General features: G+C 44.0%; 25 protein-coding genes, 4 tRNA genes and 1 other RNA gene. 14 read left to right on the top strand and 16 right to left on the bottom strand.

What is annotated here, in order from left to right; all coding sequences use genetic code 11:
• Nucleotides 1-14: 14 nt before the first annotated feature.
• From AKG33_RS06845 to gltX, 5 genes are all read right to left on the bottom strand, one after another.
• A complete protein-coding gene (locus AKG33_RS06845; protein ID WP_012031062.1) occupies nucleotides 15-1,922 on the bottom strand; it encodes an ATP-binding cassette domain-containing protein in 1,908 nt (635 codons plus the stop codon).
• 261 nt (nucleotides 1,923-2,183) lie between these two features.
• A tRNA-Glu gene (locus tag AKG33_RS06840) sits at nucleotides 2,184-2,259 on the bottom strand.
• 31 nt (nucleotides 2,260-2,290) lie between these two features.
• Nucleotides 2,291-2,366: transfer RNA gene (locus AKG33_RS06835), tRNA-Glu, on the bottom strand.
• Between the two features lie 16 nt (nucleotides 2,367-2,382).
• Nucleotides 2,383-2,458: transfer RNA gene (locus AKG33_RS06830), tRNA-Ala, on the bottom strand.
• A gap of 85 nt (nucleotides 2,459-2,543) precedes the next feature.
• A complete protein-coding gene (gene gltX / locus AKG33_RS06825) occupies nucleotides 2,544-3,941 on the bottom strand; it encodes a glutamate--tRNA ligase (RefSeq protein ID WP_012031063.1) in 1,398 nt (465 codons plus the stop codon).
• A 149-nt stretch (nucleotides 3,942-4,090) separates the two neighbouring features.
• On the opposite strand from gltX, the gene gloA reads away from it, so the two are divergent.
• Nucleotides 4,091-4,537 carry a lactoylglutathione lyase gene (gene gloA, locus AKG33_RS06820; RefSeq protein WP_012031064.1) on the top strand — a complete coding sequence of 149 codons (447 nt, stop codon included), beginning with the start codon at nucleotides 4,091-4,093 and terminating at the stop codon, nucleotides 4,535-4,537.
• A gap of 36 nt (nucleotides 4,538-4,573) precedes the next feature.
• Here gloA and rho read toward each other — a convergent pair whose 3' ends face one another.
• Together rho and trxA are read right to left on the bottom strand one after the other, a co-directional pair.
• Nucleotides 4,574-5,839: a transcription termination factor Rho gene (rho, locus tag AKG33_RS06815; RefSeq protein ID WP_012031065.1), complete on the bottom strand. Its 1,266-nt coding sequence runs from the start codon at nucleotides 5,837-5,839 to the stop codon at nucleotides 4,574-4,576.
• A gap of 98 nt (nucleotides 5,840-5,937) precedes the next feature.
• Nucleotides 5,938-6,264 carry a thioredoxin gene (trxA, locus tag AKG33_RS06810; RefSeq protein WP_012031066.1) on the bottom strand — a complete coding sequence of 109 codons (327 nt, stop codon included), beginning with the start codon at nucleotides 6,262-6,264 and terminating at the stop codon, nucleotides 5,938-5,940.
• 189 nt (nucleotides 6,265-6,453) lie between these two features.
• On the opposite strand from trxA, the gene AKG33_RS06805 reads away from it, so the two are divergent.
• From AKG33_RS06805 to AKG33_RS06790, 4 genes are all read left to right on the top strand, one after another.
• Nucleotides 6,454-7,437 carry an MBL fold metallo-hydrolase gene (locus tag AKG33_RS06805; protein ID WP_049752495.1) on the top strand — a complete coding sequence of 328 codons (984 nt, stop codon included), beginning with the start codon at nucleotides 6,454-6,456 and terminating at the stop codon, nucleotides 7,435-7,437.
• Between the two features lie 40 nt (nucleotides 7,438-7,477).
• Nucleotides 7,478-7,897: an OsmC family protein gene (locus tag AKG33_RS06800; RefSeq protein WP_012031111.1), complete on the top strand. Its 420-nt coding sequence runs from the start codon at nucleotides 7,478-7,480 to the stop codon at nucleotides 7,895-7,897.
• A 79-nt stretch (nucleotides 7,898-7,976) separates the two neighbouring features.
• A complete protein-coding gene (locus AKG33_RS06795) occupies nucleotides 7,977-9,317 on the top strand; it encodes an MATE family efflux transporter (RefSeq protein WP_012031112.1) in 1,341 nt (446 codons plus the stop codon).
• A complete protein-coding gene (locus AKG33_RS06790) occupies nucleotides 9,304-9,798 on the top strand; it encodes a dihydrofolate reductase (RefSeq protein WP_012031113.1) in 495 nt (164 codons plus the stop codon). The genes AKG33_RS06795 and AKG33_RS06790 overlap by 14 nt, the downstream gene beginning before the upstream one ends.
• Here the strand turns inward: AKG33_RS06790 and AKG33_RS06785 are convergent.
• The 6 genes from AKG33_RS06785 to rnpB form a co-directional block, all read right to left on the bottom strand.
• On the bottom strand, nucleotides 9,795-10,241 hold the full coding sequence (locus AKG33_RS06785; RefSeq protein WP_012031114.1) for a MarR family winged helix-turn-helix transcriptional regulator: 447 nt from the start codon (nucleotides 10,239-10,241) through the stop codon (nucleotides 9,795-9,797). The two genes, AKG33_RS06790 and AKG33_RS06785, sit on opposite strands and share 4 nt — an antisense overlap.
• Nucleotides 10,242-10,306: 65 nt before the next feature.
• On the bottom strand, nucleotides 10,307-10,477 hold the full coding sequence (locus AKG33_RS07410) for a hypothetical protein (protein WP_161802473.1): 171 nt from the start codon (nucleotides 10,475-10,477) through the stop codon (nucleotides 10,307-10,309).
• Between the two features lie 324 nt (nucleotides 10,478-10,801).
• Nucleotides 10,802-12,007 carry an O-antigen ligase family protein gene (locus tag AKG33_RS06775; protein WP_050708049.1) on the bottom strand — a complete coding sequence of 402 codons (1,206 nt, stop codon included), beginning with the start codon at nucleotides 12,005-12,007 and terminating at the stop codon, nucleotides 10,802-10,804.
• Nucleotides 12,004-12,924 carry a peptide-methionine (R)-S-oxide reductase MsrB gene (msrB, locus tag AKG33_RS06770; protein ID WP_012031117.1) on the bottom strand — a complete coding sequence of 307 codons (921 nt, stop codon included), beginning with the start codon at nucleotides 12,922-12,924 and terminating at the stop codon, nucleotides 12,004-12,006. The genes AKG33_RS06775 and msrB overlap by 4 nt, the downstream gene beginning before the upstream one ends.
• Before the next feature lie 80 nt (nucleotides 12,925-13,004).
• Nucleotides 13,005-13,077: transfer RNA gene (locus tag AKG33_RS06765), tRNA-Arg, on the bottom strand.
• A gap of 3 nt (nucleotides 13,078-13,080) precedes the next feature.
• An RNA gene (gene rnpB / locus AKG33_RS07055) (RNase P RNA component class A) lies at nucleotides 13,081-13,414 on the bottom strand.
• Between the two features lie 122 nt (nucleotides 13,415-13,536).
• On the opposite strand from rnpB, the gene AKG33_RS06760 reads away from it, so the two are divergent.
• The 8 genes from AKG33_RS06760 (at nucleotide 13,537) to AKG33_RS06725 (ending at nucleotide 22,541) form a co-directional block, all read left to right on the top strand.
• Nucleotides 13,537-14,106 carry a LemA family protein gene (locus AKG33_RS06760; protein WP_012031118.1) on the top strand — a complete coding sequence of 190 codons (570 nt, stop codon included), beginning with the start codon at nucleotides 13,537-13,539 and terminating at the stop codon, nucleotides 14,104-14,106.
• A gap of 6 nt (nucleotides 14,107-14,112) precedes the next feature.
• Nucleotides 14,113-16,017: a M48 family metallopeptidase gene (locus tag AKG33_RS06755; RefSeq protein WP_012031119.1), complete on the top strand. Its 1,905-nt coding sequence runs from the start codon at nucleotides 14,113-14,115 to the stop codon at nucleotides 16,015-16,017.
• Nucleotides 16,018-16,106: 89 nt separating this feature from the next.
• Nucleotides 16,107-17,537, top strand: coding sequence for a magnesium transporter (gene mgtE / locus AKG33_RS06750; protein ID WP_012031120.1), 1,431 nt, complete (start codon nucleotides 16,107-16,109; stop codon nucleotides 17,535-17,537).
• 66 nt (nucleotides 17,538-17,603) lie between these two features.
• On the top strand, nucleotides 17,604-18,656 hold the full coding sequence (locus tag AKG33_RS06745) for a hydroxymethylglutaryl-CoA reductase (protein ID WP_012031121.1): 1,053 nt from the start codon (nucleotides 17,604-17,606) through the stop codon (nucleotides 18,654-18,656).
• Entirely contained in the window at nucleotides 18,656-19,690 is a 1,035-nt protein-coding gene (gene fni / locus AKG33_RS06740) for a type 2 isopentenyl-diphosphate Delta-isomerase (RefSeq protein WP_012031122.1), read from the top strand. Before AKG33_RS06745 ends, fni begins: the two co-directional genes overlap by 1 nt.
• The gene (locus tag AKG33_RS06735; protein WP_012031123.1) at nucleotides 19,687-20,841 is read left to right on the top strand and encodes a hydroxymethylglutaryl-CoA synthase; all 1,155 of its coding nucleotides are present in this window, start codon (nucleotides 19,687-19,689) and stop codon (nucleotides 20,839-20,841) included. Before fni ends, AKG33_RS06735 begins: the two co-directional genes overlap by 4 nt.
• The gene (locus tag AKG33_RS06730) at nucleotides 20,838-21,896 is read left to right on the top strand and encodes a mevalonate kinase family protein (protein ID WP_012031124.1); all 1,059 of its coding nucleotides are present in this window, start codon (nucleotides 20,838-20,840) and stop codon (nucleotides 21,894-21,896) included. The genes AKG33_RS06735 and AKG33_RS06730 overlap by 4 nt, the downstream gene beginning before the upstream one ends.
• A gap of 54 nt (nucleotides 21,897-21,950) precedes the next feature.
• Nucleotides 21,951-22,541 carry a carboxymuconolactone decarboxylase family protein gene (locus AKG33_RS06725; protein ID WP_050708048.1) on the top strand — a complete coding sequence of 197 codons (591 nt, stop codon included), beginning with the start codon at nucleotides 21,951-21,953 and terminating at the stop codon, nucleotides 22,539-22,541.
• A 41-nt stretch (nucleotides 22,542-22,582) separates the two neighbouring features.
• On the opposite strand, the gene AKG33_RS06720 is transcribed toward AKG33_RS06725, so the two are convergent.
• A complete protein-coding gene (locus AKG33_RS06720) occupies nucleotides 22,583-23,872 on the bottom strand; it encodes a patatin-like phospholipase family protein (protein WP_012031126.1) in 1,290 nt (429 codons plus the stop codon).
• A 126-nt stretch (nucleotides 23,873-23,998) separates the two neighbouring features.
• Here AKG33_RS06720 and AKG33_RS06715 point away from each other — a divergent pair, with 126 nt between their 5' ends.
• Complete coding sequence (locus AKG33_RS06715; RefSeq protein WP_012031127.1) at nucleotides 23,999-24,802, top strand: inositol monophosphatase family protein; 804 nt, start codon at nucleotides 23,999-24,001, stop codon at nucleotides 24,800-24,802.
• 10 nt (nucleotides 24,803-24,812) lie between these two features.
• On the opposite strand, the gene nqrM is transcribed toward AKG33_RS06715, so the two are convergent.
• Both nqrM and AKG33_RS06705 read right to left on the bottom strand, forming a co-directional pair.
• Nucleotides 24,813-25,034, bottom strand: coding sequence for a (Na+)-NQR maturation NqrM (nqrM, locus tag AKG33_RS06710; RefSeq protein ID WP_119185625.1), 222 nt, complete (start codon nucleotides 25,032-25,034; stop codon nucleotides 24,813-24,815).
• Complete coding sequence (locus AKG33_RS06705; RefSeq protein ID WP_123962259.1) at nucleotides 25,030-25,956, bottom strand: FAD:protein FMN transferase; 927 nt, start codon at nucleotides 25,954-25,956, stop codon at nucleotides 25,030-25,032. The genes nqrM and AKG33_RS06705 overlap by 5 nt, the downstream gene beginning before the upstream one ends.
• Between the last annotated feature and the right edge of the window lie 8 nt (nucleotides 25,957-25,964).

Raw genomic sequence — 25,964 nt, 5'->3', positions numbered from 1 at the left:
AAGTTATCATAATTTTACAATACATCACCACTTTCTAACAAAATCCAACGTTCGGTTAAACGATCTAATTCCTGCTGCAACACTTCTAATTGTTGGTAAAAAACATTTTGCTCTTGATGCGGTAAAGTAAAAAAATCGGGTTGATTTAATTGTTCGCTCAAAACGGCAATTTCTTTTTCTAATGCATCGATTTTTGCCGGCAAAGCATCGAGTTCGCGCTGATATTTGTAACTCAATTTCGTGCTAGATTTTGCCGCTGGTTTTGTTGCTTTGGGTTCTGCTGGCGGTAAAACATCTTCTTTAGTTGCTTTAGTAATCGGTGATAATTGTTCCAAACAACCGCCCTGCGCCAACCAATCCGAAAAACCACTGGGAACGTGTTCAATTTTTTGCTGCGCTTGATTAAAAACCCAAGAACGCGTCACCACGCCATCTAAAAAAGCCCGATCGTGGCTGACAATTAACACCGTGCCCTGATAATCAGAAAGCAATTCTTCTAATAATTCCAGCGTTTCAATATCTAAATCATTGGTTGGTTCGTCGAGCACGAGCACGTTTGCCGGTTGCGCAAATAATCTTGCCAACAATAAACGCGCTTTTTCGCCGCCCGATAATGCCGAAACTGGCGTTTGCCAGCGTTCGGGTGGAAATAAAAAATCCTGTAAATAAGCAGCAACATGTTTGCGTTGTCCCGCAATTTCCACGTAATCGCTGCCATCGCCAATACTATCGCGCAATGTTCGCGTTCCATCTAAAGCCGCGCGCAATTGATCAAAATAAGCAACGGTTAAATGCGTTCCCAATTGTACCGTTCCTTTTTCCGGCGCAATTTCGCCTAATAACAAACGGATCAACGTGGTTTTTCCTGCGCCATTTGCGCCAATTAACCCGATTTTTTCGCCGCGTTCAACAATATCGGAAAAATCCGCAATTAACGGCGGGTGTTGTGGATAAGAAAAAGAAACATTTTTCGCGACAATTACTTGTTTTCCCGAACGTTTTCCATCATCTAAATGAAAACGAACCATGCCTTGCTTTTCCACTCTTTTTGCATGTTCCAAACGCATGGCTTTAAGCGCCCGCACCCGACCTTCATTGCGGGTTCGCCGCGCTTTGATGCCCTGACGAATCCAAATTTCTTCTTCAGCTAATTTTTTTTCAAAACGAATTTGCGCTTCTCGTTCGGCATATTCTTTTTCTGCGATCGTTTGCAAAAAACGTTCAAACGTTCCTTTCACATCGGTTAAATCACCGCGATCGAGCGACCAAATGCGATTGGCAACGTGGTGTAAAAATAAACGATCGTGAGTGACGAAAATCACGGCGCCGCGGTAATTGCATAAAAATTGTTCTAACCACGAAATCGCCGCAATATCTAAATGGTTGGTGGGTTCATCAAGCAATAATACTTCTGGACGATCGAGCACTACGCGCGCAAGCCACGCGCGCCGGCGCCAACCGCCCGATAAATCTGCCATTTTTGCGGCGCCGTCTAAATCAAATTGCGTCAAAATGCTGTCGATTCGGTTTTCTAAAGTCCAACCGTCGGCGGCATGAATCAAAGCATCTAATCGCGTGAGTTCTTCGTGATGCTGCTGCGGTTTTGAAGATAAACGCTGATAATTTTCTAAAGCCGCAATTACTTCGGCATTACCCGCACGAATCACTTCGCGCACGGTTTTTTCATCAGCCGCTGGCGGATCTTGGGGTAAATAAGCAACGCGCACGCCTTCGGTAAACGCAATTTCGCCTTCGTCGGCAATTTGTGCGCCGCGAATAACGTTTAATAACGTCGATTTTCCCTCACCATTACGACCCAACAAAGCAATGCGATCGCCAGTCTCTACGCTCAACTGAACTTTATCCAATAATGCGCGCCAACCAAACGCGAGCGATAGTTCGCGGGCAGTAAATAATTGCATGACGACCCCATCAACTGAAAATGATTGTTCTAAAATAAATGCCGGCGGCGGTAAAATGCAAACGGTTTTTATGAAAACCAATAACGACTGACGTTTCTTATTATCGTTTTACAGAAACCATTTTGAAGCGCAAACAACAATTTCACTGTTACTTTTGCGGCGCTCAATCCGATTACCACGACGCACCCAATCCACTGATTCTACTGATTAAAATCAATTTAATTACGCAAAAACGAAAATGCGAGAAGTTTTAAGATTAGGTGGCGTCCCCTAGGGGGTTCGAACCCCTGTTGCCGCCGTGAAAGGGCGATGTCCTAGGCCTCTAGACGAAGGGGACAATAAGAGATATTAGAAATAGTTAAATTAAGTGGCGTCCCCTAGGGGGTTCGAACCCCTGTTGCCGCCGTGAAAGGGCGATGTCCTAGGCCTCTAGACGAAGGGGACGCATTTAAAAAACTCTTGGTGGAGCTAAGCGGGATCGAACCGCTGACCTCTTGCATGCCATGCAAGCGCTCTCCCAGCTGAGCTATAGCCCCGAACTCTGTTCGAGAGCGCGCATTCTAGCAGAGGAAATAATCTTGTCAATTAAAATCCCGCTTTCTTTGTTTTTTTCTTAATTAGCTACTGATTTTGCGTCATAAATTTTATTGCATATTGTAAACGTTGCAACGCATTTTCTTTGCCAATTAAAGCAAAACACAACGCCAAATCTGGTGATGGCAGTCCGCCCGTAATCGCTAAACGCGCAGGTTGCCCCATTTTTCCAAAACCAATATTGAGTTCGCTCACCACTGCCGCTAGCGCATCGTGCACAGTTTTTTCATCAAAATCCTGTAATGCTTGTAATTTGGTGATCAATAACTGCATGATTTGCGCCGTATCATTTTTAAAGGCTTTTTTCGCTGCCGCTTCAGGAAATGTTTCCGGCGCGCAAGCGACCCAACGCATCATTTCTGCCATTTCGCGTAACGTTTTCGCGCGTTCTTGATAATGCGGCACCACGGTTAATAATTGTTCCTGCGTGAGCTGATATCCTTGCGCGGCGCAAAAATCCGGCAATAAACGCGCTAATTCTTTAATATCGGTATGCATCAAATACTGTTGATTGAGCCAGCGTAATTTTTCCGTGTTAAAAGTAGACGGCGCGCTGTGAACGTCATCAATACTAAAATGCGTTAACAATTCTTCAATAGAAAAAATTTCCTGATCGCCGTACGCCCAACCCAAACGCACCAAATAATTAATAATCGCTTCCGGTAAATAGCCTTCTTTTTGGTAATCCAAAACATTCGTCGCGCCATGACGTTTGGATAAACGTTTACCGTCATCGCCTAAAATCATGGGCACGTGCGCAAATTCAGGCACTTGATAACCTAATGCGCGGTATAAATTGATTTGCCGCGGCGTATTGCTGACGTGATCATCGCCGCGAATCACCAAACCGATATCTTGCGCGTGATCATCAATTACCACACAAAAGTTATAAGTCGGCATACCATCGCTGCGACGAATAATAAAATCATCTAATTCACTGTTATCAATGGTCACGACTCCGCGAACGTGATCATGCCAACTGACCGTTCCCTCCAACGGATTTTTAAAACGCACCACCGGCGTGACACCATCAACCGGTTCACCGCCGTTGCGATATTTACCGTTATAACGCGGTTTTTCGCCGCGGGCTTTTTGTGCGGCGCGCATTTCTTCTAATTCTTCCGGCGTACACCAGCAATAATAAGCCAATCCTTGAGCGATCATGTCATCGATAACGGCGTTATAAATATCAGTCCGGCGACTTTGATAAATTACCTCGCCTTGATAATCCAAACCCAACCATTCCATGCCTTTTAAAATCACTTGCGTGGAAGCCTCGGTTGAACGCTCCAAATCAGTATCTTCAATGCGTAAACGAAATTCGCCGCCTTTTTGTTTGGCAACTAACCAAGAAAATAAAGCCGTACGAACACCACCAATATGAAGATCGCCCGTTGGACTGGGCGCAAATCGTGTAATAAGCATCGTATTTTCCTATTCAAAATGGAGCATTTTACGCCTTCTCGCCAATACAGTGAAATATCGCGCGTCTTTCAAAATCAACGAAAGCAAAAGATAATGAAGCGATTTTGTGAAAATCTTGACCCTTTTCCCGTTATTGATTGGAGAACAAAATGAATCAACACTTCCCCGCCCCGCCCGCGCAAACCGCCGGATTTACTCTGGCGCACCAAATGATTCGTGTAAAAAATTTGGAAAAATCGCTGGAATTTTATACGCATATTTTGGGCATGACGGTTGTGCGGCGCGCGGATTATCCAAACTGTCAATTTACTTTATGCTTTTTATGCCATTTAGCGCCCGATGAAAGCATTCCCGAAAAAGATGCCGATTTTAAACGCTGGCTTGCCACGCGCCGCGGCGTTTTAGAACTCACGCATAATTGGGGAACCGAACACGATCCCCATTTTTCATATGATATTGGTAACGGTGAGCGCGGTGGTTATGGGCATATTGCCATCAGCGTGCCGTTTAGAAAACGCCCTGAAGAAGGACGTATGAAAGATATTGCTTTTATTACCGATCCAGACGGTTATTGGATTGAAATTATTCAACAATAAATGTTTTCCTGCCCCGATTTTATCGGGGTTTTCTTTTTATTTACCGCCGTTTTTCATCGCGTAAAAAAATTCTTCATTCGTTTTGGTATTTTTTAAACGTTCCATTAAAAACTCAATGGCTTGCAATTCGTCCATCGGGTGGAGAATTTTGCGCAAAATCCACGTTTTTTGCAGCATATCGGGATCAATCATCAATTCTTCGCGTCGCGTTCCAGAAGGATTAATATCGATCGCAGGGAAAATGCGTTTTTCGGCAATCCGCCGATTGAGATGCACTTCCATGTTGCCAGTGCCTTTAAATTCTTCGTAAATAACCTCGTCCATTTTAGAACCGGTATCAATCAATGCGGTAGCAATAATGGTTAACGATCCCGCTTCTTCAGTATTTCTCGCGGCACCAAAAAAACGTTTCGGACGTTGCAAAGCATTGGCATCAACGCCGCCGGTTAAAATTTTGCCCGATGCCGGCGCAACCGTATTGTAAGCGCGCGCTAAACGCGTAATGGAATCGCACAAAATGACAACATCGCGTTTGTGTTCTACCAAACGTTTGGCTTTTTCCATCACAATTTCAGCCACTTGAACGTGACGTTGCGCAGGTTCGTCAAAAGTAGAAGAAACAACTTCACCGCGTACGGTGCGCTCCATTTCGGTAACTTCTTCTGGACGTTCGTCAATCAACAAAACGATTAAATAACATTCGGGGTGATTGATAGTAATTGATTGCGCAATGTTTTGTAACATCACGGTTTTTCCCGCTTTCGGCGGCGAAACGATCAAGCCGCGTTGTCCTTTACCAATCGGGCTGATTAAATCGATCATGCGCGCGGTAATATCTTCACTGCTGCCGTTGCCTAATTCGAGTTTTAATTGCGATTCAGCGTGCAGCGGTGTTAAATTTTCAAAAGGAATCTTATGCTTAGCAGCAGCGCGCGGATCGAAATTGATGGTATCAATTTTGGTGAGCGCAAAATAACGTTCATTATCTTTTGGCGGACGCAAATGTCCGGAAACGCTATCTCCCGTGCGCAAATTACACCGGCGAATAATGCTGGGGGAAACGTATAAATCATCGGGACCTGCTTGATAGGAATTAATCGCAGAACGGAGAAAACCATAACCGTCCGGCAAAAGCTCGAGCACGCCATCGCCTTCAATTTGTTCGCCATTTTGGGCGTGCGCTTTTAAGATAGAAAAAATCAGGTCTTGCTTACGTTTACGGGAAATATCTTCGAGTCCCATTTCTTCCGCAAGACTTAATAAAGCTTGCGGCGACTTTAGTTTCAAATCGCTTAAATTCATTGCGTATCAATAGATTATGTGAGAATAATTTGAGAGAGAAACCGGAAAAACCGGCGCATTAAAATGAAAACACCCGATAAGTCGGGTGTTTTGGATCATTAGCCCAAATGAGGAGCAACAAAATTACTTAATTGTGCTTTTGAAGCCAAGCCAACGATTCTGTCTACTTGTTGCCCATTCTTAAATAAGATCAAAGTAGGAATGGAACGGATACCAAATTGCGCAGCAATATCGCCGTTGTCGTCAACATTAACTTTAGCAACGGCTAATTTTCCCGCCTGTTCTGCCGCAAATTCTTCTAAAACTGGAGCTAAAGCGCGACAAGGTCCGCACCATTCAGCCCAAAAATCAACTAATACAGGAACATTGGCATCTAATACCTGTGATTGAAAGTCCGCTTCATTTACGGCAAACGGTTTACTCATAAATACTCCAAAGGAAAACCCGAAAAAAATTTAGGGAAAAAAACTGCCGCCAGAGAAGGGGCAACAAGACGCGGCGCAGTATATGCGGATTTTTAATAAATATCAATGTGACTGTTGCGCGCAGTTCGGTATATTTTCCCCGTTTAAAAACACATTTTTCGCCCTTTTTCTCTCTTTAAAGGACACATCATGCACACGGGTAAACTCACTTGTCAGCAACGCGCGAACCTTAATCTTAACGATAAATCGCGCGCTTTTAAACGGCATTTCAAATCACTTCAGGCTTTGTGGCAAATCATCGCGCACCCCGCGCGTTTTGCGCCGCCGCAGCCGTTACCCGTTGCACTTCCTGATTGGAATGATTTTTTTAATGCCCAACACGATATGCGTTTTATTTGGTTGGGACATTCTTCGCTACTATGTAGCAGCGGCAAAACCACTGTGCTCATCGATCCGATTTTTGCGCGTTATGCCGCACCAATTCCGTTTATCATCAAACGCTTCCAAAAACCGCCGCTCGCGATTACGGAACTGCCGCCCATCGATTGGATTTTGATCACGCACAATCATTATGACCATTTGGATAAAAAAACCATTCGCTACTTCAGTAAACACACCACCAAATTTGTCATACCGCGAGGATTAGAAAACTTTTTTATCCGTTTAGGCATTCAACGGCAACGCATTTTCGCGTTAAATCATTGGGAATCTTTAACTTTAAATGATATTACGCTGCACAGCGTACCGGCGCGACATTATTCGGGGCGCCACCTTTTTGATCACAATCGATCATTATGCGCCGCGTATGTATTGCAAACGCCTTTTGAAAAGTTCTTCTTTTCAGGCGACACCGCTTTTGGCAACGGTGATCATTTTCGCGCGATTGCCGCGCGTTTTGGTGCCTTTGATTTCGTTTTTATGGAAAACGGGCAATACCATTGCGCGTGGCATAATCATCATCTAATGCCTGATGAAACCATTGCCGCGGTCAAAATATTACAAGCACGCTGTTGGACGCCCATTCATTGGGGCGCTTACGCCTTATCAACGCATCTTTGGCATGAATCCGTTTCCCAAACGTGGGCGTTAACACAAAAAACCTGCTTAAAAATGTGCACGCCGCGGCTCGGCGCCGTATTCAGCCGCACTCACGAAAGCGATAAATGGTGGTAATCTATATCTTCTTTATTCGTAAAACTTTGAGGACTTTTTCATGAAAATACAATCAAAACAAATTGATAATCTCTGTTTTATCGCAACTAATGACAGCGGTCACGGCGTGGTGATGGAAGGACAACCGCCAGAAGGTCACGCTAAACGCGGCGCTAATCCGATGGAATTGGTGTTAATGGCGGCGGCAGGTTGTTCCAGCATTGATGTTGTCAGTATTTCGCAAAAACAACAACAAAAAGTCCGCGATTGCCAAACCACTGTAACGGCAGAACGCGCGGAAACCGAACCTGCAGTTTTTACTAAAATTCATATTCATTTCACCGTATACGGTCAAGATTTAAAAGAAAGCGCTATTGAACAAGCGATTAATTTATCTGCAGAAAAATATTGTTCTGTAGCAATTATGTTGGGAAAAACGGCAAAAGTGACCCATAGTTTTGAAGTGATCAATGAAGCGTAATTGTCTTTTAAAATACATTAAACATCTCTGATATTTTCGACCCTTCTCCTTTTGGAGAAGGTTTTTTCTAAGGTTTTTTATGGTGCAAGCATTTAAAAATGAACTTCGTCCCACATTGTCATTAGCATTGCCGATGATTTGCACGCAATTGCTCAATTACGGTCAGCAAATTATTGATACCGTGATGGCAGGACGCCACACGCCGCTCACGTTGGCGGGCGTTTCTTTAGCAAATCAATTATTCGCCATTGTTTATTTATTTATGATTGGCATCGGCGTTGGTTTTTCGGCGCTCATTTCACGCCGGCACGGAAATGATAGCCACGTCACCATTCGCCGCGAATTTCAACAAGGATTTTGGCTGTTTAGTCTTTTGGGTATTTTGATGATTTTTGCCGTGATTGGCTGCGCTTATTTGCCCCAAATTATCGGTAGCGAAAAAAGTATTGCCGAAGAAAGTAAACGTTATTTATTGGTTTTAGCGCTGCCGGCAGGTATTTTTTTGTTGGGACAACTCGCCCGCTTTTTTTTAGAAGGTATGGCAAATCCCCGACCTATTAATTACGTTCAAGCCGCATTGTTGCCGGTTAATATCGTTGGTAACTGGTTTTTCTTAACGTTTACCGATTTAGGCGCTGCCGGCATGGCAATTTCTACGGGATTTTGTTATGTCCTTTATACCGGCGCTTTATTATGGATACTGGCAACGCGTCCGCGCTGGCGCCGTTACCGTTTATTCCACAAAATGAGCGCATTTAATTTGCCGATGATTAAAGAATTATTGTGGGTTGGATTGCCCATCGGCGCCGCAATGGTCATGGAAGCGGCAATGTTTTCTTATATCGGTATTATGGCAAGCCGCGAAAATGCCATCATCACCAGCGCCAATCAAATTGCCAGCAATTATTTGAGTATTATTTTTATGGTGCCTTTGGGCATTGCATCGGCGTTAACCATTCGCTGCGCGCACGCTTTGGGACGTAGAGATTGGACGGCAATTCGTTATCGCGCGTATACCGGCATGATTTTTTCCGGTGGATTTATGTTGCTATCGAGCATCGTTTTGATTCTCGCGCGCTATTACATTCCACTTTTTTATACCGATCACCCAGAAATCATTGCCATTGCCGCGAAAATTTTATTTGTGGTGGCATTTTTTGAATTTATTGACGGCATTCAAGTTTCCTGCGCGGGGATTTTGCGCGGCTTGGGCGATACGCGAATTTGTTTGTTGTACGCATTTATCGGTTATTGGATTATCGGCATTCCCACCGGCACGATCATGGCATACGGCTTTGATTGGGGCGTTTATGGACTTTGGGGTGGTTGCGCGTTTGGATTAGGAACTTTTGCTGTGCTCGGCGCGCGCCGCGTTTTTTATCATACGCATCGCAAAAGGACGTTACATGCCGAAGCCTAAAATACATTTAATTGCCGCGCAAACTTTAAACCGCGTCATCGGAAAAGATGGCGGTATGCCGTGGCATTTGCCGCGCGATTTGCAGCATTTCAAACAACGCACCAGCGGACATACCATCATCATGGGGCGCAAAACGTTTCAAAGTTTAAAAAAGCCATTGCCCAATCGCAAAAATATTGTCATCAGCCACAGCGGGCAACCGTTGCATGCTGATGTCGCCGTTTTTCCTGCTATTTCAGAAGCATTGGCTTTTTGTTGCAATGATGAAAAAGTATTTATTATCGGAGGCGGTAGTTTGTATGCGGCAACGATTGATGAAGCGGATTTTTTAACGATAACGTGGATTCATACCGAACTGTTGGGCGATACTTTTTTCCCCCCGATTCGACCTCAAGATTGGCAAGAAACGCACCGCAGCCATTTTGCCGCGGACGCGAAAAACGCATTTGCGCTCGATTTTGTCGATTATCAACGGCGTTAGCGGTTGACATTAGACTTCATCAGCCAATACAAGTTTTTAATAGTAGAAATGGCATTGGTTAAATCCTGTTCGGAAGTTGACGTGCAGTGCTGGGCGATTGCTTGATGATAATTAAGGAAATATTCCTGATGGCATTGCTCGCCCAACGGCGTTAAATGAAGCCAAGTGACGCGTTTATCCATATCGTCAGCACTTTTTTGAATCATGCCCAGCATTGTCAACTCATGAATCAATTTGGTAATTCCAGGTTTGGTCACGCGCAAATTATCGCTGACGTCCGATATTTTCACCGCCCTATTTTTTTGTGATAACTCATGAATTTTATCAAGAATGTAAATATGACGCGGCGTTAAACCAGCAGGTAATTGCGGCATTATTTGGGTCATTTCTTTTGCCAAAAAACACGCATCAAGAAATTCTTTAATTAATGCTGATGAAATCATATAAAACCTTTAAAAAATGATGTATTGATATAATTTCTGAAATAAGAAAACCGATTATCAATTAATTAATTGAGCAGAATCTCATTCCTTTTAACATCAATAAAAAGATGCGCCAACATTTCAATAATTTCTATTATTTTTCTAATAAAAATAATATGCGTTAATTGCTTTTCTGCCGCTAAAATTATTGAATGTTTTTTTAAATAAGAAAAACCGCCCGTTTTATTAAACGTCATACATAATTTCATTGAAATTTATTCCTCTTTTGTTTGGTGAAAAGAAAGATAATTACTCGATTCATCATGCTAAAAACAATAGCGCTTTTATTTGATAATAATCAACAAAATTTTAATCTCCGTAAATAATGAATGAGTAGAATTATCAGAAAATCATTTATTAATCAGTATATTATTTTTATGTATTAAATATTGCGATGATAAAACGAAGAAAAATCTTAAATATTATTTCGCGCTGCCGTCAGATGCATACCATAATAAAATATGAAGAAAAACTCAAATAAATTTAACGATCAAAAATAGCGCCGCGATTTAATTACTCATCTAAATTTTATTACTTATATAATTTTTATTTTGAATATAGGTATAATTAGTTTGTATAAATAACAAAGAATTTAATAATAAATAAAAAATAATACTTATATGGTGACTCAAAAAGGCATTTGTTAAAGAAACCACCATAAAACAACAATTAATCGCAATGCCCTGCCAAGCAATAGATGGAAATTGTGCCAACATCACGAAATATAAAAATAATGCGCCACAATAAATAAATAAAAAATTGAAACAGCCCACAATGCCGTAACGAACGCCGATATCAATATAATCATTATGCAAATGATTAAAAGGCGCAATTGAAAAATGACAATCATTGCGCGCAATTAAACGCGCTTTTTCCGCTTGCATGCCCACGCTGCCCCACCCCATCAACGGCTTTTCCTGCCACATCAATCGGGCGCAGCGCCACATTTCCAAACGCATTCCTTGAGACGTGGCAACGGTTCCTTGGCGATAATGATCGAGATCCGAAAAAACGCCCCGCACGCGCGCGGCAACGCCCGTTTGAGGAATGCAATATAAAGCAGAAAAAAACGACAAGAGTAGAAAAAATCCCAAAGCGGCGTTTTTCAGCGTCACCCGTTTACGCATCATTATGAAAAATAAAACCAATATCGGCGGCACGATTAACCAACTGCCGCGTCCGCCACCCAAAGCTGCCGCGCAAACACCGCAAAACAGCGCTACGATTAAAATAAAACGTTGCCAACGTGTTTTGGCGTACGGCAACCGAAATCCCGAAAATACGGCAAAAATCATCGAAATACCGGAAAATTGAATGTGATGCTGATAGCCGATCGCGCTGTCGCCGCGATATCGCGCCACTAAAACCATCAATAAAGCCGTTAAAGTCCCCGCTAATAACGCCCAACTATAATATTTTTCCGCCGGCGGATAACGGCTTAAACCGTATAAAAGAATAATCGATAAACCATAACGGCTTAAATTATCGTAGGTAGATAAAGGTTCGCCGTGTAACAATCGCAACGTCAGCGAAATTGCGCTAAAAATCAATAAAAACGCAATCCAGCGGCGCTCAAAATACGATAATCGATGCGGCGATTTTTCGGCAATCGCAATGATGCCGGTGATGAGTAACGCCAGCATGCCGTAGTTATAACCGCCGGGAATCAAAAAGGTGCATGAAAAAATGGTGACTATAATGCCGCCTTGTATCGTATTTAATTTCACTTTTTCACCTTGATTTTTAAATCGCCATAACCTGCGGCGTCCATTTTTGACCACGGAATAAAGCGCAAACTGGTTCCATTGATGCAATAACGTTTGCCGCTTGGAGACGGTTCATCAAAAAAAACGTGTCCCAAATGATTATCGGAAACGGCACTTCTCACTTCAATGCGCTTTTGTCCGCCTTTAAAATCAGCATGATAAGTAAGCGCTTCTTCCGTTAACGGTTGCGAAAAACTCGGCCAGCCACAACCGGCATCATATTTATCATTAGAACAAAACAGCGGTTCTCCGCTTAATAAATCAACGTAAATCCCCGCGGCGAATAATTGATCATAACAATGCGAAAAAGGCGCTTCGGTTGATTGTTCTTGCGTGATAGCAAACTCTTCTTCCGAAAGGATTTTTTTCAATTCAGCAAGTTTTGGTTTTTGCCAAAAAGCGTAAAGTAATTGACGTTCTTCAGCGGAAAAAGGTTCATTTGCCTGCCGCGGTGGTTCCAGCGTTGAAAGCGGCGCATTTTCTGCGGCAAAAAAATTATCAAGCGCGGCAATTTCAATTGTGATCGGATTTAAATGGCGTTTTTGCAGCGCCGTAACTGCCGCGCGCGCTAAATCTCGTTCTTCCGAAAAGACGCTATAAATACCGTGGCGTTGGTGATGCGGTTGATATTGAAAAAGAATGGGTTCGAGCAGACGAAAGAAATGCAAAAAGACTGCCGAAAGCGAAAGAATATGCGGTTGATACGTCAACGCAACGGCTTTAACTGCGCCCGTTTTACCGCTACAAACTTGCTGATAACTCGGCGCCGGCAACGCGCTATTAGCGTAACCACAAACCACGCTAACCGCCCCCGTGAGCGCATGAAAATAAGCTGCTACGCTACGCGAATCTCCGCCTGCCAGATATATTTTTCTCATTGTGAAGTGACTGTATTGTGATAAAACTGCCCACAATTATGGCACAAACCCTCAGCGCCACGAGAAACAAATTTAAGATGCGCCCGAGACCAGAATCGAACTGGTAACCTTTCCCTTAGGAGGGGACTGCTCTATCCATTGAGCTACAAGGGCAAAAAGATGAGTTCACCGATAAGCCGGGTTCTGTCGTGGACAATCATTCCTCTGCGACTAACATTACTGCCAGCCTCTAGCGACCTACCCAGAATCACGACGGGCCGCCGCATTGATTCTCTATTTGGTCTTGCTTTAAGCGGGGTTTTCCCTGCCATTTACGTTGCCGCAAATGCGGTGCGCTCTTACCGCACCATTTCACCCTTACCTCAATCGAGGCGGTATCTTTTCTGTGGCACTTTCCGTCAGCTCACGCTGCCTGGGCGTTACCCAGCGCTTTGCCCTATAAAGCCCGGACTTTCCTCCAACTTTCGTCAGCGATTGTCTGGCAAACTCAAGCGGCAAATTGTAGAGAAATTAAGGGGAAATGCAACTATTCCCCGTCGGTAAATAAAATATTTTGCAAGACCAGAAATAAAAACTGATAAAATTCTTTCATTTTAATTTTAGGAGTTTACGATGATATTTATCGCTGTTTTAGCCATCATTGGAATCGCCGCATTATTTTTAATTCGGATTTATAACCAACTCGTTCGCGCACGAAATGAAATCCATAACGCTTTTTCTCAAATTGATGTGCAGCTGCATCGCCGCCACGATTTAATTCCTAATTTAGTTGCCGTTGCTCAAAAATATTTGCAACATGAAGAACAAACCTTAACGCACGTTATTTCCGCCCGAACCACCGCCGTCAATGCCTTAAAATCCACACAAATTGAACAAATTGCCCCAGCCGAAAAAGCGCTCGAGCAAGCCATGAAAGGATTTTATGCCTGCATTGAATCCTATCCCGAATTAAAAGCCAATGAACAAATGCAAACGTTGCAAGAAGAAATCAGCAGCACAGAAAACCGCATCGCGTTTGCGCGGCAATATTTCAATGAAATGGTGACGATTTATAACGCCAGCGTTGAACAATTTCCCCAAAATATCATCAGTCAATTATTTGGATTCCGTACACAATCTTGGTACGAAATTGAAGAATCCGTGCGCGCTTGCCCAACCGTCAGCTTTGATAAAACGCTTTAATCAATCATGAGCGCTACCCATTTTCGTTTTCATCATCAGGAAGCGCAAATTGCCAGCCGGCGTTTGAAAACACAATTTTATACCTGCATTTTATTGAGCAGCGTTATTTATGCGGTCAGCGTTTATTTATTGCTTGTTCTCATTTATGCCTTTTTTAATGGATTTAATTCAGATGCGTATTCGGTCGGATTTTGGTACCACATTTTCAGCGAACACCACGGCGAAATGAGCAAAATCAGCCTAATCACCGCGGCGCTGGTGAGTTTTATTGTTTTAACGGAATACGTTATTGCGTTAAAACATTACCGCCAACACAGCGCCCGTCTTTTAGCCCAAAAAATGGGTGCAAAACCGTTTCCGATGAACGGGTTACCCAGAGAAATGGCAAAATTTAAACAAATGCGCAACGTCGTTGAAGAATTATCCGTAGCCGCGCATATCAAACCGCCGGAATTATTTTATCTACCCAAAGATGACACGATTAACGCGTTTGTTGTTGGCGGACAAGCGCGCAGCACGGTTTTAGTCGTTTCCCAAGGCATGATGAATATTTTGCGCCGCGATGAGCAACAAGCCGTAATCGCGCATGAAATCGCGCATATTGTTGATGAAGATGTTTTTTTATATGCGCAATTAACCGCGATTCTGGAAGGTTTTTGGGTAATGAGTCAATGGCGCGAAGAACCGATTATTAAAGCCGCACCGGAAGGTTTTTTATATCATTCGCTTTCTTATCAATTGTATTTACAACGCTTTTTAGGCGTAATCGGCTGGATTTTGTATTTATTCGGGCGCTATATTCAAAGCGCATTTTCGCGGCAACGCGAATTGATGGCTGACGCCAAAGCGGTGGAATATACGCGTTATCCCGAAGCGCTGGTGAGTGCTTTAAAAAAAGCGCTGGCGCTGCACTATTTGAAAAAACAGTCTTATAAACCGCGTCCGCAAAATGCGCATATTTTATTTATCAATTATTTTAATTCCGTTCATTTTGCCACACACCCGTCATTGGAAGAACGCATTGCGCGCTACGGCGGCAAAATTGATAAACGCGAACTCGATGCTTTAGCTTATGAACTCGATCACAGTCAATATACGCCCAATATTGAAGAGCAACATTTAACCTATCGGCATGCTTTTGAGAAATATACGTTTTATCCCATTAATTTCATTAAAAATAAACAAAATGCAGCAATTACGCTTCCAGATTTAACGCCGGAAACTTTATGCGCGGCAATCAACAGTTTTTTTATTTATCACAGCGGTTTGAGCATTTTTGAACTGCAACAAAGTTATCCCAATTTAGCGGTGATGCCGTCCGCGCCTTTTTTGGAACAATTAGAGCAAACGCACCCGCTGCTTCAACCGTTATGGTTTAACCGTTATACAAATCGCGCGCGCGAACTATTAAACGCCGAACAACAAAAATCGTTAAAACAAACAATTATGCGTATGATTCGCTTGGATAATATGGTTTCTTTTTATGAATGGTGTTATTCGGTGTTACTCGATGATGCATTCGGCGCGCCGCGCGGCGATGCGCCCGATGAAGCAACCGAACGCGCGATATACGTGCGCATCGTGACGTTTATCGCTCAACACGCTTTTGGCGAAATCGGAGAAGATAACGAGCAAATCGCGCTTCAAAAAACGTTATATCGCCAGCTTTTGCGGCAAATTTCGCCCTATTTTTTAAAAAACGATCCACCGCCGTTTGCGCCGCATCATTATCAGCCGTCCACATTTAAGATTTTGTTTCAAGATATGAAAATGCTGCGTTTTCTTTCCTCGGGACGCCGGCAAAATATGCAAACAGCGCTCGATCAAGAATGGGAAAAACGCATGCAAATGAGTTTAAATGAAGTTTATTTGCGCTACACGTTGACGCAGATTTTGCACACCGCGTCGTAAAAATCGCTTCAAACCGCTGAAAAAACTGCCGCAATTAGGGGTTTTATGGCAAGATAGCCCCATTTTTCGCTCAATTTGGAGTGTGGCTGATGAACATTCAAAATAAACTCGATCCACAATTGGTTCTCCACCGCATTCATGATCTGATCAGTCGTCATGAAATCGAACGCAAACTCGCGCTGGCACAAACCGGCGAAAAGCAGGAAGTCATTGAAAGCCTTTTGGCGCGCCAACATCAAAACGATATTCATAAAGCGTTAACGCATTTGCATTACGCCGATATCGCCGACTTATTGGAAGGTCTTCCATTAGAAGAACGGCTTTTTATTTGGAATATGGTCAACAGCGATATTGACGGCAGAGTATTGCTGGAAGTATCGCCATCGGTGCGCGAGTCGTTATTAACGCATTTAAAACACGACGAATTAATCGCCATTTCAACGCAATTAACCTCCGATGAACTCGCGGATATTACGCCCTATTTAAAACCCGAAGATGTGCACGAAATCATCAACGCGCTTGATGAACAAGCCCGACGTGAATATGAAAACGCGCATCTTTATCTCGACAGCCAAATTGGTTCCGTGATGGATTTTGATTTTTTAAAAGTCCGCGGCGATGTTTCTTGCAAAGTGGTTTTTCGTTATTTGCGGCGATTTGAGGAATTGCCCGAGCACGCCGATAAAATTTTTGTGGTTGATGAATACAACACGTTATTAGGCGTTTTGCCGATTCGTAAACTGCTCACCAGCAATACGCGCGATATGGTGCGCGATTTAATGAATCCCGACGTTTTTACGTTTCACCCCACCGACGATTTGGAAGAGGTTGCTAACGCTTTTGAACGCTACGATTTAATCACCGCGCCCGTTTTAGATAATAAACACCGTTTAATCGGCAGAATTACCATTAATGAAATGGTGAACGTGATGCGGCACGCCGGCGCTGAAGATATGTTGAGTTTGGCGGGGGTTAGCATCATGGAAGAATTATTTTCTCCCGTTTGGCAGGCTTTTAAATCGCGCTGTTTGTGGTTAATGATTAATTTGTGCACGGCATTTATTGCATCGCGCGTTATCGGTGCTTTTGAGGAATCGATTTCAAAAATTGTGGCGCTCGCGGCGCTGATGCCAATCGTTGCTGGCATCGGCGGCAATGCTGGCAATCAAACGATTACGATGCTGGTGCGCGCGATGGGACAACAACAATTTTCTTGGCAACAAATCCGCCGTTTACTCATCAAAGAACTAAGCATTGCCATGATTAACGGCATTTTATGGGGCAGCACGCTTGCCGTTATCACCACGCTTTTATATCACAACGCTATGCTGGGTTTCGTCATGCTGATGGCGATGACACTAAATCTGCTATTGGCAGCATTTATGGGCGTTATGATTCCCGCGGTTATGCAAAAACTCAATCGTGATCCTGCTTTAGGATCGAGTGTCCTCATTACGGCTTGCACGGATTCCGGCGGCTTTTTTATTTTTCTGGGACTCGCAAGTTTAATGCTGCTTTAAGCATGCGGCGCGATAAAAGCAAAATTGCTATACTGCCGCCTCGTTAAAATAAGCTTATTTCTCATTATGGTAGATTTTTATCCCCACGCCACGCCGATCCCAACGCATTGGATTGGTCCGGTATCGATCAGTGGCAACGTCATCGAAGAAGAATCTTGTTCGATTCCTTTGGCAACTTATGAAAGCCCGCTGTGGGCATCGTGCAATCGCGGCGCCAAAATTTCGCGTTTAGCGGAAAACGGTATCCGCGTAACGATTACCCACGAAATGATGACGCGCTCAATTTTAGTTTATACCGATAACGCCGCCAGCACGTTTGCCGTTTTACGCTCCATTTATGCGCAAAAAGAAATTTTAAAAAATGTTGTGCGCGACACCAGCCGTTTTGCACAACTTATTGATATTCACGATGAAATCGTTGGAAATTTATTATTTTTACGCTTTTCGTTTCAAACGGGCGATGCCGCTGGACACAATATGGTCACCAAAGCCGCTGATGCTTTGTTGCACTATCTTTTGGAACATTATCCCCAATTGCATTACGGATCTGTTTCCGGAAATTATTGCACGGATAAGAAAGCCAGCGCCGTCAACGGTATTTTAGGACGCGGAAAACACGCTATTGCCGAAATACTGATTCCAGATGCAATATGTGCGCGGCATTTACGCAGCAGCGCGGAAAAAATAAGCACACTCAATCTGCAAAAAAACCTTATCGGCAGTACGCTCGCCGGCAGTATTCGTAGCGCTAACGCGCATTTTGCCAACATGTTGCTTGCTTTTTATTTAGCCACGGGACAAGACGCTGCCAACATTATTGAAGGTTCGCAAGGTATGGTGCACTGCGAAAACCGCGCCGGCGATTTATATTTTTCCTGCACGTTGCCCAATTTAATCATCGGCAGCGTCGGCAATGGAAAAAATGCGGATTTTGCCGTCGTCAACGATCATTTGGAAAAAATGGGCTGCCGCGCGGAACGTTCAACGGGCGAAAATGCGCGCCGTTTAGCGGCATTGTGCGCGGCGGTGGTTTTATGCGGAGAATTATCATTACTTGCCGCGCAAACGAATTTAGGCGAATTAATGCGAGCACATTTAGTATTGGAGCGCAAATCTTGATGGATCGAGAAATCAACGATCGCAAAATCGAACACCTCGCCGCGATCGAACGCGACAACGGCATTGAACGGTACAACAGCGGCTTTGATCGTATTCAATTAATCCACCGCGCGTTACCGGAAATTGATTACGGCGATATCGATACGCGGTGCACCTTTTTGGGGAAAACGCTATCGTTTCCGCTCATTATTTCTTCAATGACCGGCGGCGATAATGAAGTTTTGCGGCGCATTAACCGCAATTTGGCAACAGCAGCGCAGCAATGCCGCGTGGCGATGGCGGTCGGTTCGCAGCGCGTCATGATGCGCAATAAAGACAGCCGCGATAGTTTTGCTTTGCGCCCTTTTGCGCCCGATGCGTTATTACTGGCGAATTTAGGCGCGGTGCAGTTAAACGCGGGTTTTGGGATTAAAGAATGCCGGCAAGCGGTCGATGTTTTGGAAGCCGACGGTTTATATTTTCATTTAAATCCGCTGCAAGAAGCCGTTCAACCGGAAGGCGATACCAATTTCGCGCATTTAACTGAAAAAATGGCAGCGATTAACCGCGAGTTAAGTGTGCCGCTTTTGCTCAAAGAAGTAGGCTGTGGTTTGAGTCCGGAAGATATTGAATTAGGCATCAGCGCAGGCATTCGTATATTTGATATTGCCGGACGCGGCGGCACGTCGTGGAGCCGGATTGAATACCATCGCCGAACGCACCCCGATGATGATTTAGGTTTAGTTTTTCAAGATTGGGGACTTTCTACCGCGCAAGCTTTGAAATTAGCGTATAAAACGCACCCTGAAATGACGTTTGTCGCCAGCGGTGGCATTCGTAGCGGTATTGATATGGTTAAAGCGGTGGTTTTGGGCGCGCAAGTTTGCGGCGTAGCAGCGCCTCTTTTGCCGTTTGCGATGCAATCGGCAGATGCGGTGTGTCGTTATATTCGCCAATTGCAACGCGAATATCGCACGGCAATGTTTTTATTAGGCTGCAGCCAAAACGATCAACTGCGGTGGCAGGAAAAATTTATTATTCGGGATTCATTATGATTGCAGTTGGCATCGATAAAATCGGGTTTTATATTCCAAAATATTATATGGAATTGAGTACGTTAGCACAGCGCGACGGCGTAGAAGCTAAAAAATATCATGAAGGTTTGGGGCAAATGCGTTTTGCGGTGGCGCCGCACGATGAAGATATCGTGACTTTGGCGAGTAATGCCGCTTTTGCGCTGATTGATGAAGACGATCGGCAAGCAATTGATAGCGTTATCGTGGCGACGGAAACGGGCATTGATCAATCAAAATCCGCGGCGGTATACGTGCATCGTTTATTAAATTTATCGCCGCGCTGCCGTGCGGTGGAATTAAAGCAAGCGTGTTATAGCACAACCGCTGGTTTGCAATTCGCGTGCAGTTATGTTGCAGCGCACCCAAACCGTAAAGTTTTATTAATTGCCAGCGACATTGCGCGTTACGATTTACACAGCGCTGCCGAAGTAACGCAAGGTTGTGCGGCGGTTGCGATGGTTATTGCTGCTCATCCGAGAATTGCCGTTTGGCACGGTTTAAGCGGTATTTATACGGAAGAAGTGATGGATTTTTGGCGCCCAAATCATCGTCATACGCCGCTGGTTGATGGCAAATTTTCCACCACGGTTTATCTGCGTGCCGCGCAAAATGCGTTTAACGATTACCAAAATCAAGGCGGCTTGGCGTTTTCTCAATTTTCCCAATATTGCTACCATTTGCCGTTTACCAAAATGGGGCTTAAAACGCATCAACGCTTATGCCGCTTCAATCATATTGATTACGCGCCCGACCGCCTACTTTCCGGCATGATTTATAACCGCGAAATCGGCAACAGTTATACCGCGTCTTTATATTTAAGCTTGTGTTCGGCACTCGATCACCGCGATGATTTAGCCGAAAAAACGCTGGCAATGTTTAGTTACGGTTCGGGTTGCGTGGGGGAATTTTTTGCGCTGACGATTGCGCCGCATTATCAAAATATGCGGCAAAAAGCGCGTCATCAGCAATTACTCGCTCACCGTACGGCATTAAGCGAAGAACAGTATTATCAATTCTGGCACCGCGGTGATATTGGTGCCACTGATATTGAATTTGAACGATACAACACCGCTCAATTCCGTTTTACGGGCATTTCGGCGGCGCAACGCCAATATTGCGCGCAACCATGAATCGTTATTGCGCGCGCGCGCCCGGAAAACTCATTTTAAGCGGCGAACATGCGGTGGTTTACGGGGCACCGGCGATCGTTGTTGCCGTTGCGCGTTATACGCGCGTATGTTTTCAACCCTTTCACCGCGGCAGCAGTTTGTGCACGGCTTTAACGGGCATTACCCGCGGGCGGCGTTTACCGTTATCTGCATTGGATAGATTGCGGCAGAAATTGGATCAACGTTTTGAGGCGTTTTTAGCGGGACAATTATCCGTTAATACGATTTTGCAGCGTCCCGATGATTTGATTTTGTACACTTTGGCGCAGTGTGCAAAACACGTCCCCGTGGTTGGACGCACAAAAACGCAGTCGCCGCTGGCGGCGGGACGTTTAAAAACGTTTTCTGATTTACCGCTGGGAGCGGGCATGGGATCATCAGCGGCAGCGATTGCTGCGACAATGGTTTTGTATGAACATTTATTAAATAGACCGCAAACTTTGGCGCAACGTTTTGAAAAAGTTCGTTTTTGTGAACGTTTGCAGCACGGAAAAGGCAGCGCGATTGATGCCGCGGCGGTGACGTTTGGCGGAATGCAATTTTTGCAGGAACAAAATCCTTGCGCGCTCGATTTGTCGTTAAAAAATTGGTATTGGATTTTATCCGGCATTCCTGAATGCAGCACGGGCGAATGCGTGGCTTTTGTGCGCGAACGGCATAAACAGGATACGGCGTTGTGGCAGGCGTTTTCTGATTGTACGCAAGCATTAAAATCTGTTTTAACTTCCGAGCAATCGCCCGCTGATGTGATGAAAGAAAATCATGATTTATTGACGAAAATCGGCGTTGTTCCCGAAAAAACACGGTTTTTTATTGAGCAAATGAATCGTTGCGGTGGCGCGGCGAAAATTAGTGGCGCGGGCGCGATGCGCGGTCATCACGGCGGTATGATTTTAGTTTGGCACCCCGATTATGAAGCGTTGCATCATTTTCTGATGCAGAATTATCCGGCGCTGGCGTGGGGAAAGATTGAAGTGGCTGATTGCGGCGCGGCGCTTTGCGATGATGAACAATAAAATTGCGGTCAATTAAGTTAGAATAGAGTTTTTTAACAACACAAGGAGTTGCTAATGGCACGTTTAACTGTTCATACTCAAGAAACGGCTCCCGCTGGAGCAAAACCCTATCTTGAAAAAATTCATGAAATGATGGGTATGGTTCCAAATGTTTTTGGTGTTTTTGCAAATGCCCCAGTGGCGCTTCAATGCTATCAAGAGTTGAATCAAATCAATGCGAAAACGCAATTTTCACCAGTAGAAATTGAAGTGATTCAAATTACAACGGCTGCTTATAATCAATGTCAATTTTGCCTCGCGGCGCATAGCGTGATGGCAAAACAAAAATTGGCTTTTGATGATGATTTTTTAACGGCGCTGCAAACCGGAAATCCCGTTGATCATAAAAAATATGCCGCTTTACAAGCGTTTACGCGCGCAATTTTGGAAAATAAAGGCAATATTTCTGATCAAGAATTAGCAAACTTTTTTGCCGCTGGTTATACGCAACAACACGTTTTAGAAGTTTTTGTGGGCGTTTCTTTAGCAACATTAACGAATTACGTCAATAATTTAGCGCACCCCGAAATTAATCCCGAATGGACGGAATTTGCCGCTAATCTCCCTGAAACCGATCCTTCTGCGCCCAAAGCGTATTATCTTTAATTAAAAATAAACTCCCGAAAGGGAGTTTTTTTATCAGCGAATTATTTTAAAATCCGCCGCAATTGTTGATATTCTTGTGATTGTTTGAGCAAAACCGCCGCCGCTTCTTTTAATTGATTGATTTCTGCTGCCGACAATTTAAACGTTGTAGGAATATTCAGCACTTTTTCTCGCAATGCCGAATCTGGCAAATCTTGCAAATTTAAACTCACAAAATGCACCGTAACGGGCTGTCCGCGGCGATTGTATAAAGGTTTTTGATTTAATTCGTCAACCAATTTATGAAATTGCCGCAAAGATTCTTTGGAATAATGATCGATGGGCACATTAATCACCGCATTAATCATTGCAACGGTATCCGGAACGGCTGCCGATAAATCAATATCGCTTTTTAACTGATTTTGCGCATTAACGCTGATGATCACAAGATGGCGCACATTTTCCACTAATGACGATTGCCGCGATAAATCGCCGTACATCTCGCTGATATCCAAAATATGGCGCAACCCGAGATTATCCGTCAGTCCGCCGTCTAACAAATGCAAATAAGGACGTTCATGGCTATTTTCATAATGTTTTGCGGTTTCTTGCAAAGAAATTGGCGGCTGATAATGACAACGTCCACCGTGATTATTTAGGGTGATGGGCGTAAAAATAATTGGCACGGCGCTGGAAGCGGCAACGGCGCGCGCAATCGGCAAATCGCCTAAATTAAGGCACATCACATCAAAAAAATCTTGAGTAAAATCAATTCTAACTCCAGAATTCATTTCTGTTGCCGAAATGACGGCAAAAGGTCCTTTGCGCTTTTTCGCTAATTCGGCAAAAGTAGTTTTACCAAATAATTCCTTTTCAAATTGTTCCTGCAATAAATCGCCGCGCCCAAATTCGGGGGAAAATAACCGCGGCATATTTGCCAAAGAAAAAACGCGGTCGGTGACGGCGCCTTGAAAATTTTGTTTTAAAAATTTGCGCTCAAAATTGGGAATTGTCTCCGCGCCGTACAAAGAAAAATATGCCGCTAAAACTGATCCGCCCGAAACGCCAAATACCACATCAATGCGATCTAATAAAGATTGTCGCCCGATTTTTTCCTGCGCTAATGCGTTTAATACACCGTAACCTAACGCCGCCGCGCGCGTACCACCACCGGAAAAAGCAATCATCATAAAAACGTCGTCTTTGCCGGATTTTTGCACGATTTGCTCGAGACGATACCCTTTATTTTTATTAATCGTATCAATGGGTTCAATCGGTTGATAACGCACTAAAGAGCAAGCGGATAAAATAGAAATTAATCCTAAATTTATTACGAAACGAGAAATATTCATTCCAATCTTTTTCCTTGGCAATGCGCCGTTTTGATTAAAAATCGCGTCAGAATAAACAAAGCAATTGCCGCGTTGCTTTGCTAAAATGACCGCCTTTTGTTCTTTGAAAATTTAAAGGAAATTCCTATGCATCCCATGCTGACTATTGCCCGTCGCGCGGCTGAAGAAGCCGGAAAAGTCGTTAAACGCGGTTATCGAGACGCCAGCCGTCTTCATTTTCGAGAAAAACGCATTGATTTTGCGCGTGCGGTCAATCAAAGTGCAGAACAAGCAATCCGGCAGATATTAAACGAAAAATATCCCGATTACGATATCATCGGTCAGGAATATGATGATCAAAGCGTTCAAACAACGGAAAGTGAATATCAATGGTTGATTACGGCGATCGACGGCGGGGAAAATTTTTTGCGCGGATTACCGCATTTTGCGGTTTCCATTGCCGCCAGCAAACAAGGAAAATTAGAAATTGGTTTGGTTTATAACCCGCTTACGGAAGATTGGTTTTTAGCAGCGCGCGGTCAAGGTTCGCAACTCAATGGGCAAAGAATTCGCACCAATACTATTCGCGAACCCACGCGGGCAATGATTGCTACTCATTTTACTGCGTCAGATTATTCATCGGAGAGCGCACGCACGCATTCAGTTTTACAAAATATTAGTGAGCTTCGTTGTTTAGGCGCGGCTTCTTTGGACTTATGTTTTGTCGCGTGCGGACGATTAGACGGCTATTTTGCCAGCAAATTAAATAACTGGGATATTGCCGCCGCCGTATTAATCGCGCAAGAATCTGGCGTTATCGTCAGCGATTATGAAGGAAATAATGCGATGCTAGAAACTGGAACCGTTATTGCTGCAAACGCACAATTGCACCCGTCATTGAAAAAAATGATTCATGAAACGCAAATAACCGCAACCGCCGCAGAAAATTAAAACTGCGGTTTTAGTGCGGACGGTATATTTTAACGGGCGGTGGAGATGAAGGCGTTTCCTCATTTTTGATTTCATTACGGCAAACATCTGTGCAACCACACGCTCGTTTTACACCCACGGAAGCTAATCCACCGCAACTGCCGCTGATGGGTTTGCGTCCAAATAAAACGCCTACCGCCATCGCCAGTATCACCACGGTAAACATCACAAAAGCAATAATAAAAATTTTAATCATAATTGCCCGTTTCTTTTAAAAATTGTTCGTATTGCATACTTTGACGCACGATAAAAGCGCCGTTATTTTTAGGATCAGCAAAAATAAATAACACGGCGAGTTTGTGTTGTTCTGCAAATACCGGCGCTTTTTCAGCGCCCAAAGACATTAATGCCGTAGCGTAACCATCGGCTAACATAGTGTTTTCCGCTAAAACTGTTACCGATAACAAATGAGAAGAGACGGTTTGCCCCGTTTTGGGGTTAACGGTATGCACCAAATGCCGTCCATTAATATCTTTAAAATTTCGATAATTGCCTGATGTTGCTAAAGATAAAGTGCGATTCTTTATTTTAATGACCGATTGCACGTCGCGTTGTGTGCTTTTCGGCGTTTCAACACCAATGCGCCATTCTTTATCAAAACGGCTACCATTTGCGCGAATTTCGCCACCAATATCAACCAGATAATCATTTAATTGATGTTTTTCCAATAAAGCAGCAATTTGATCGACGGCGTATCCTTTGGCGATGGACGAAAGATCGACAGCGATATCCGGACGCGATTTGATTAATCCAGATGGAGTTAAAGTTAACCGTTGATAGCCTACCCGCGCCAATGCTTTTGCGATTTCAGCATCACTGGGCAAAGTTTCTTGTTTTTTAGGTCCAAATCCCCACAGTTCCACCAAAGGCTCTACGGTTACGTCATACATACCATTGCTTTGCGCGCTGATTTTCAAAGCCGCTGTTAACACGGTGCGCATTTCATCGCTGATGGGAATAGCCTCGGCGCTGGCGTTGCGGTTTAACTGCATCAATTCAGAATCAGGACGATAAGTAGACATCAACTGATTAATGGCTTCCAAGCGATCTTCAATTGCTTTTTGCAACGCGGGAACTGTTTGGCTCGCAATATTGACTTGCCAATAAGTGCCCATCGTTTTTC

It is taken from the genome of Dichelobacter nodosus, assembly GCF_001263335.1.
Lineage (GTDB): Bacteria > Pseudomonadota > Gammaproteobacteria > Cardiobacteriales > Cardiobacteriaceae > Dichelobacter > Dichelobacter nodosus.
Note: the sequence above shows the minus strand (reverse complement) of the source record. Positions and strands in the feature narration are given on the sequence as shown.

Excerpts from the sequence above, each read along its gene's own strand:
- AKG33_RS07410 (WP_161802473.1), bottom strand. The coding sequence starts at position 10,477 with ATGACGTTTAATAAAACGGGCGGTTTTTCTTATTTAAAAAAACATTCA.
- AKG33_RS06845 (WP_012031062.1), bottom strand. The coding sequence starts at position 1,922 with ATGCAATTATTTACTGCCCGCGAACTATCGCTCGCGTTTGGTTGGCGC.
- AKG33_RS06735 (WP_012031123.1), top strand. The coding sequence starts at position 19,687 with ATGATTGCAGTTGGCATCGATAAAATCGGGTTTTATATTCCAAAATAT.
- AKG33_RS06790 (WP_012031113.1), top strand. The coding sequence starts at position 9,304 with ATGCCGAAGCCTAAAATACATTTAATTGCCGCGCAAACTTTAAACCGC.
- AKG33_RS06725 (WP_050708048.1), top strand. The coding sequence starts at position 21,951 with ATGGCACGTTTAACTGTTCATACTCAAGAAACGGCTCCCGCTGGAGCA.
- AKG33_RS06715 (WP_012031127.1), top strand. The coding sequence starts at position 23,999 with ATGCATCCCATGCTGACTATTGCCCGTCGCGCGGCTGAAGAAGCCGGA.
- AKG33_RS06745 (WP_012031121.1), top strand. The coding sequence starts at position 17,604 with ATGGTAGATTTTTATCCCCACGCCACGCCGATCCCAACGCATTGGATT.
- rho (WP_012031065.1), bottom strand. The coding sequence starts at position 5,839 with ATGAATTTAAGCGATTTGAAACTAAAGTCGCCGCAAGCTTTATTAAGT.
- fni (WP_012031122.1), top strand. The coding sequence starts at position 18,656 with ATGGATCGAGAAATCAACGATCGCAAAATCGAACACCTCGCCGCGATC.
- msrB (WP_012031117.1), bottom strand. The coding sequence starts at position 12,924 with ATGAGAAAAATATATCTGGCAGGCGGAGATTCGCGTAGCGTAGCAGCT.
- AKG33_RS06800 (WP_012031111.1), top strand. The coding sequence starts at position 7,478 with ATGAAAATACAATCAAAACAAATTGATAATCTCTGTTTTATCGCAACT.
- trxA (WP_012031066.1), bottom strand. The coding sequence starts at position 6,264 with ATGAGTAAACCGTTTGCCGTAAATGAAGCGGACTTTCAATCACAGGTA.
- AKG33_RS06705 (WP_123962259.1), bottom strand. The coding sequence starts at position 25,956 with ATGGGCACTTATTGGCAAGTCAATATTGCGAGCCAAACAGTTCCCGCG.
- AKG33_RS06720 (WP_012031126.1), bottom strand. The coding sequence starts at position 23,872 with ATGAATATTTCTCGTTTCGTAATAAATTTAGGATTAATTTCTATTTTA.
- AKG33_RS06785 (WP_012031114.1), bottom strand. The coding sequence starts at position 10,241 with ATGATTTCATCAGCATTAATTAAAGAATTTCTTGATGCGTGTTTTTTG.
- AKG33_RS06760 (WP_012031118.1), top strand. The coding sequence starts at position 13,537 with ATGATATTTATCGCTGTTTTAGCCATCATTGGAATCGCCGCATTATTT.
- AKG33_RS06730 (WP_012031124.1), top strand. The coding sequence starts at position 20,838 with ATGAATCGTTATTGCGCGCGCGCGCCCGGAAAACTCATTTTAAGCGGC.
- AKG33_RS06805 (WP_049752495.1), top strand. The coding sequence starts at position 6,454 with ATGCACACGGGTAAACTCACTTGTCAGCAACGCGCGAACCTTAATCTT.
- gloA (WP_012031064.1), top strand. The coding sequence starts at position 4,091 with ATGAATCAACACTTCCCCGCCCCGCCCGCGCAAACCGCCGGATTTACT.
- AKG33_RS06795 (WP_012031112.1), top strand. The coding sequence starts at position 7,977 with ATGGTGCAAGCATTTAAAAATGAACTTCGTCCCACATTGTCATTAGCA.
- mgtE (WP_012031120.1), top strand. The coding sequence starts at position 16,107 with ATGAACATTCAAAATAAACTCGATCCACAATTGGTTCTCCACCGCATT.
- AKG33_RS06755 (WP_012031119.1), top strand. The coding sequence starts at position 14,113 with ATGAGCGCTACCCATTTTCGTTTTCATCATCAGGAAGCGCAAATTGCC.
- gltX (WP_012031063.1), bottom strand. The coding sequence starts at position 3,941 with ATGCTTATTACACGATTTGCGCCCAGTCCAACGGGCGATCTTCATATT.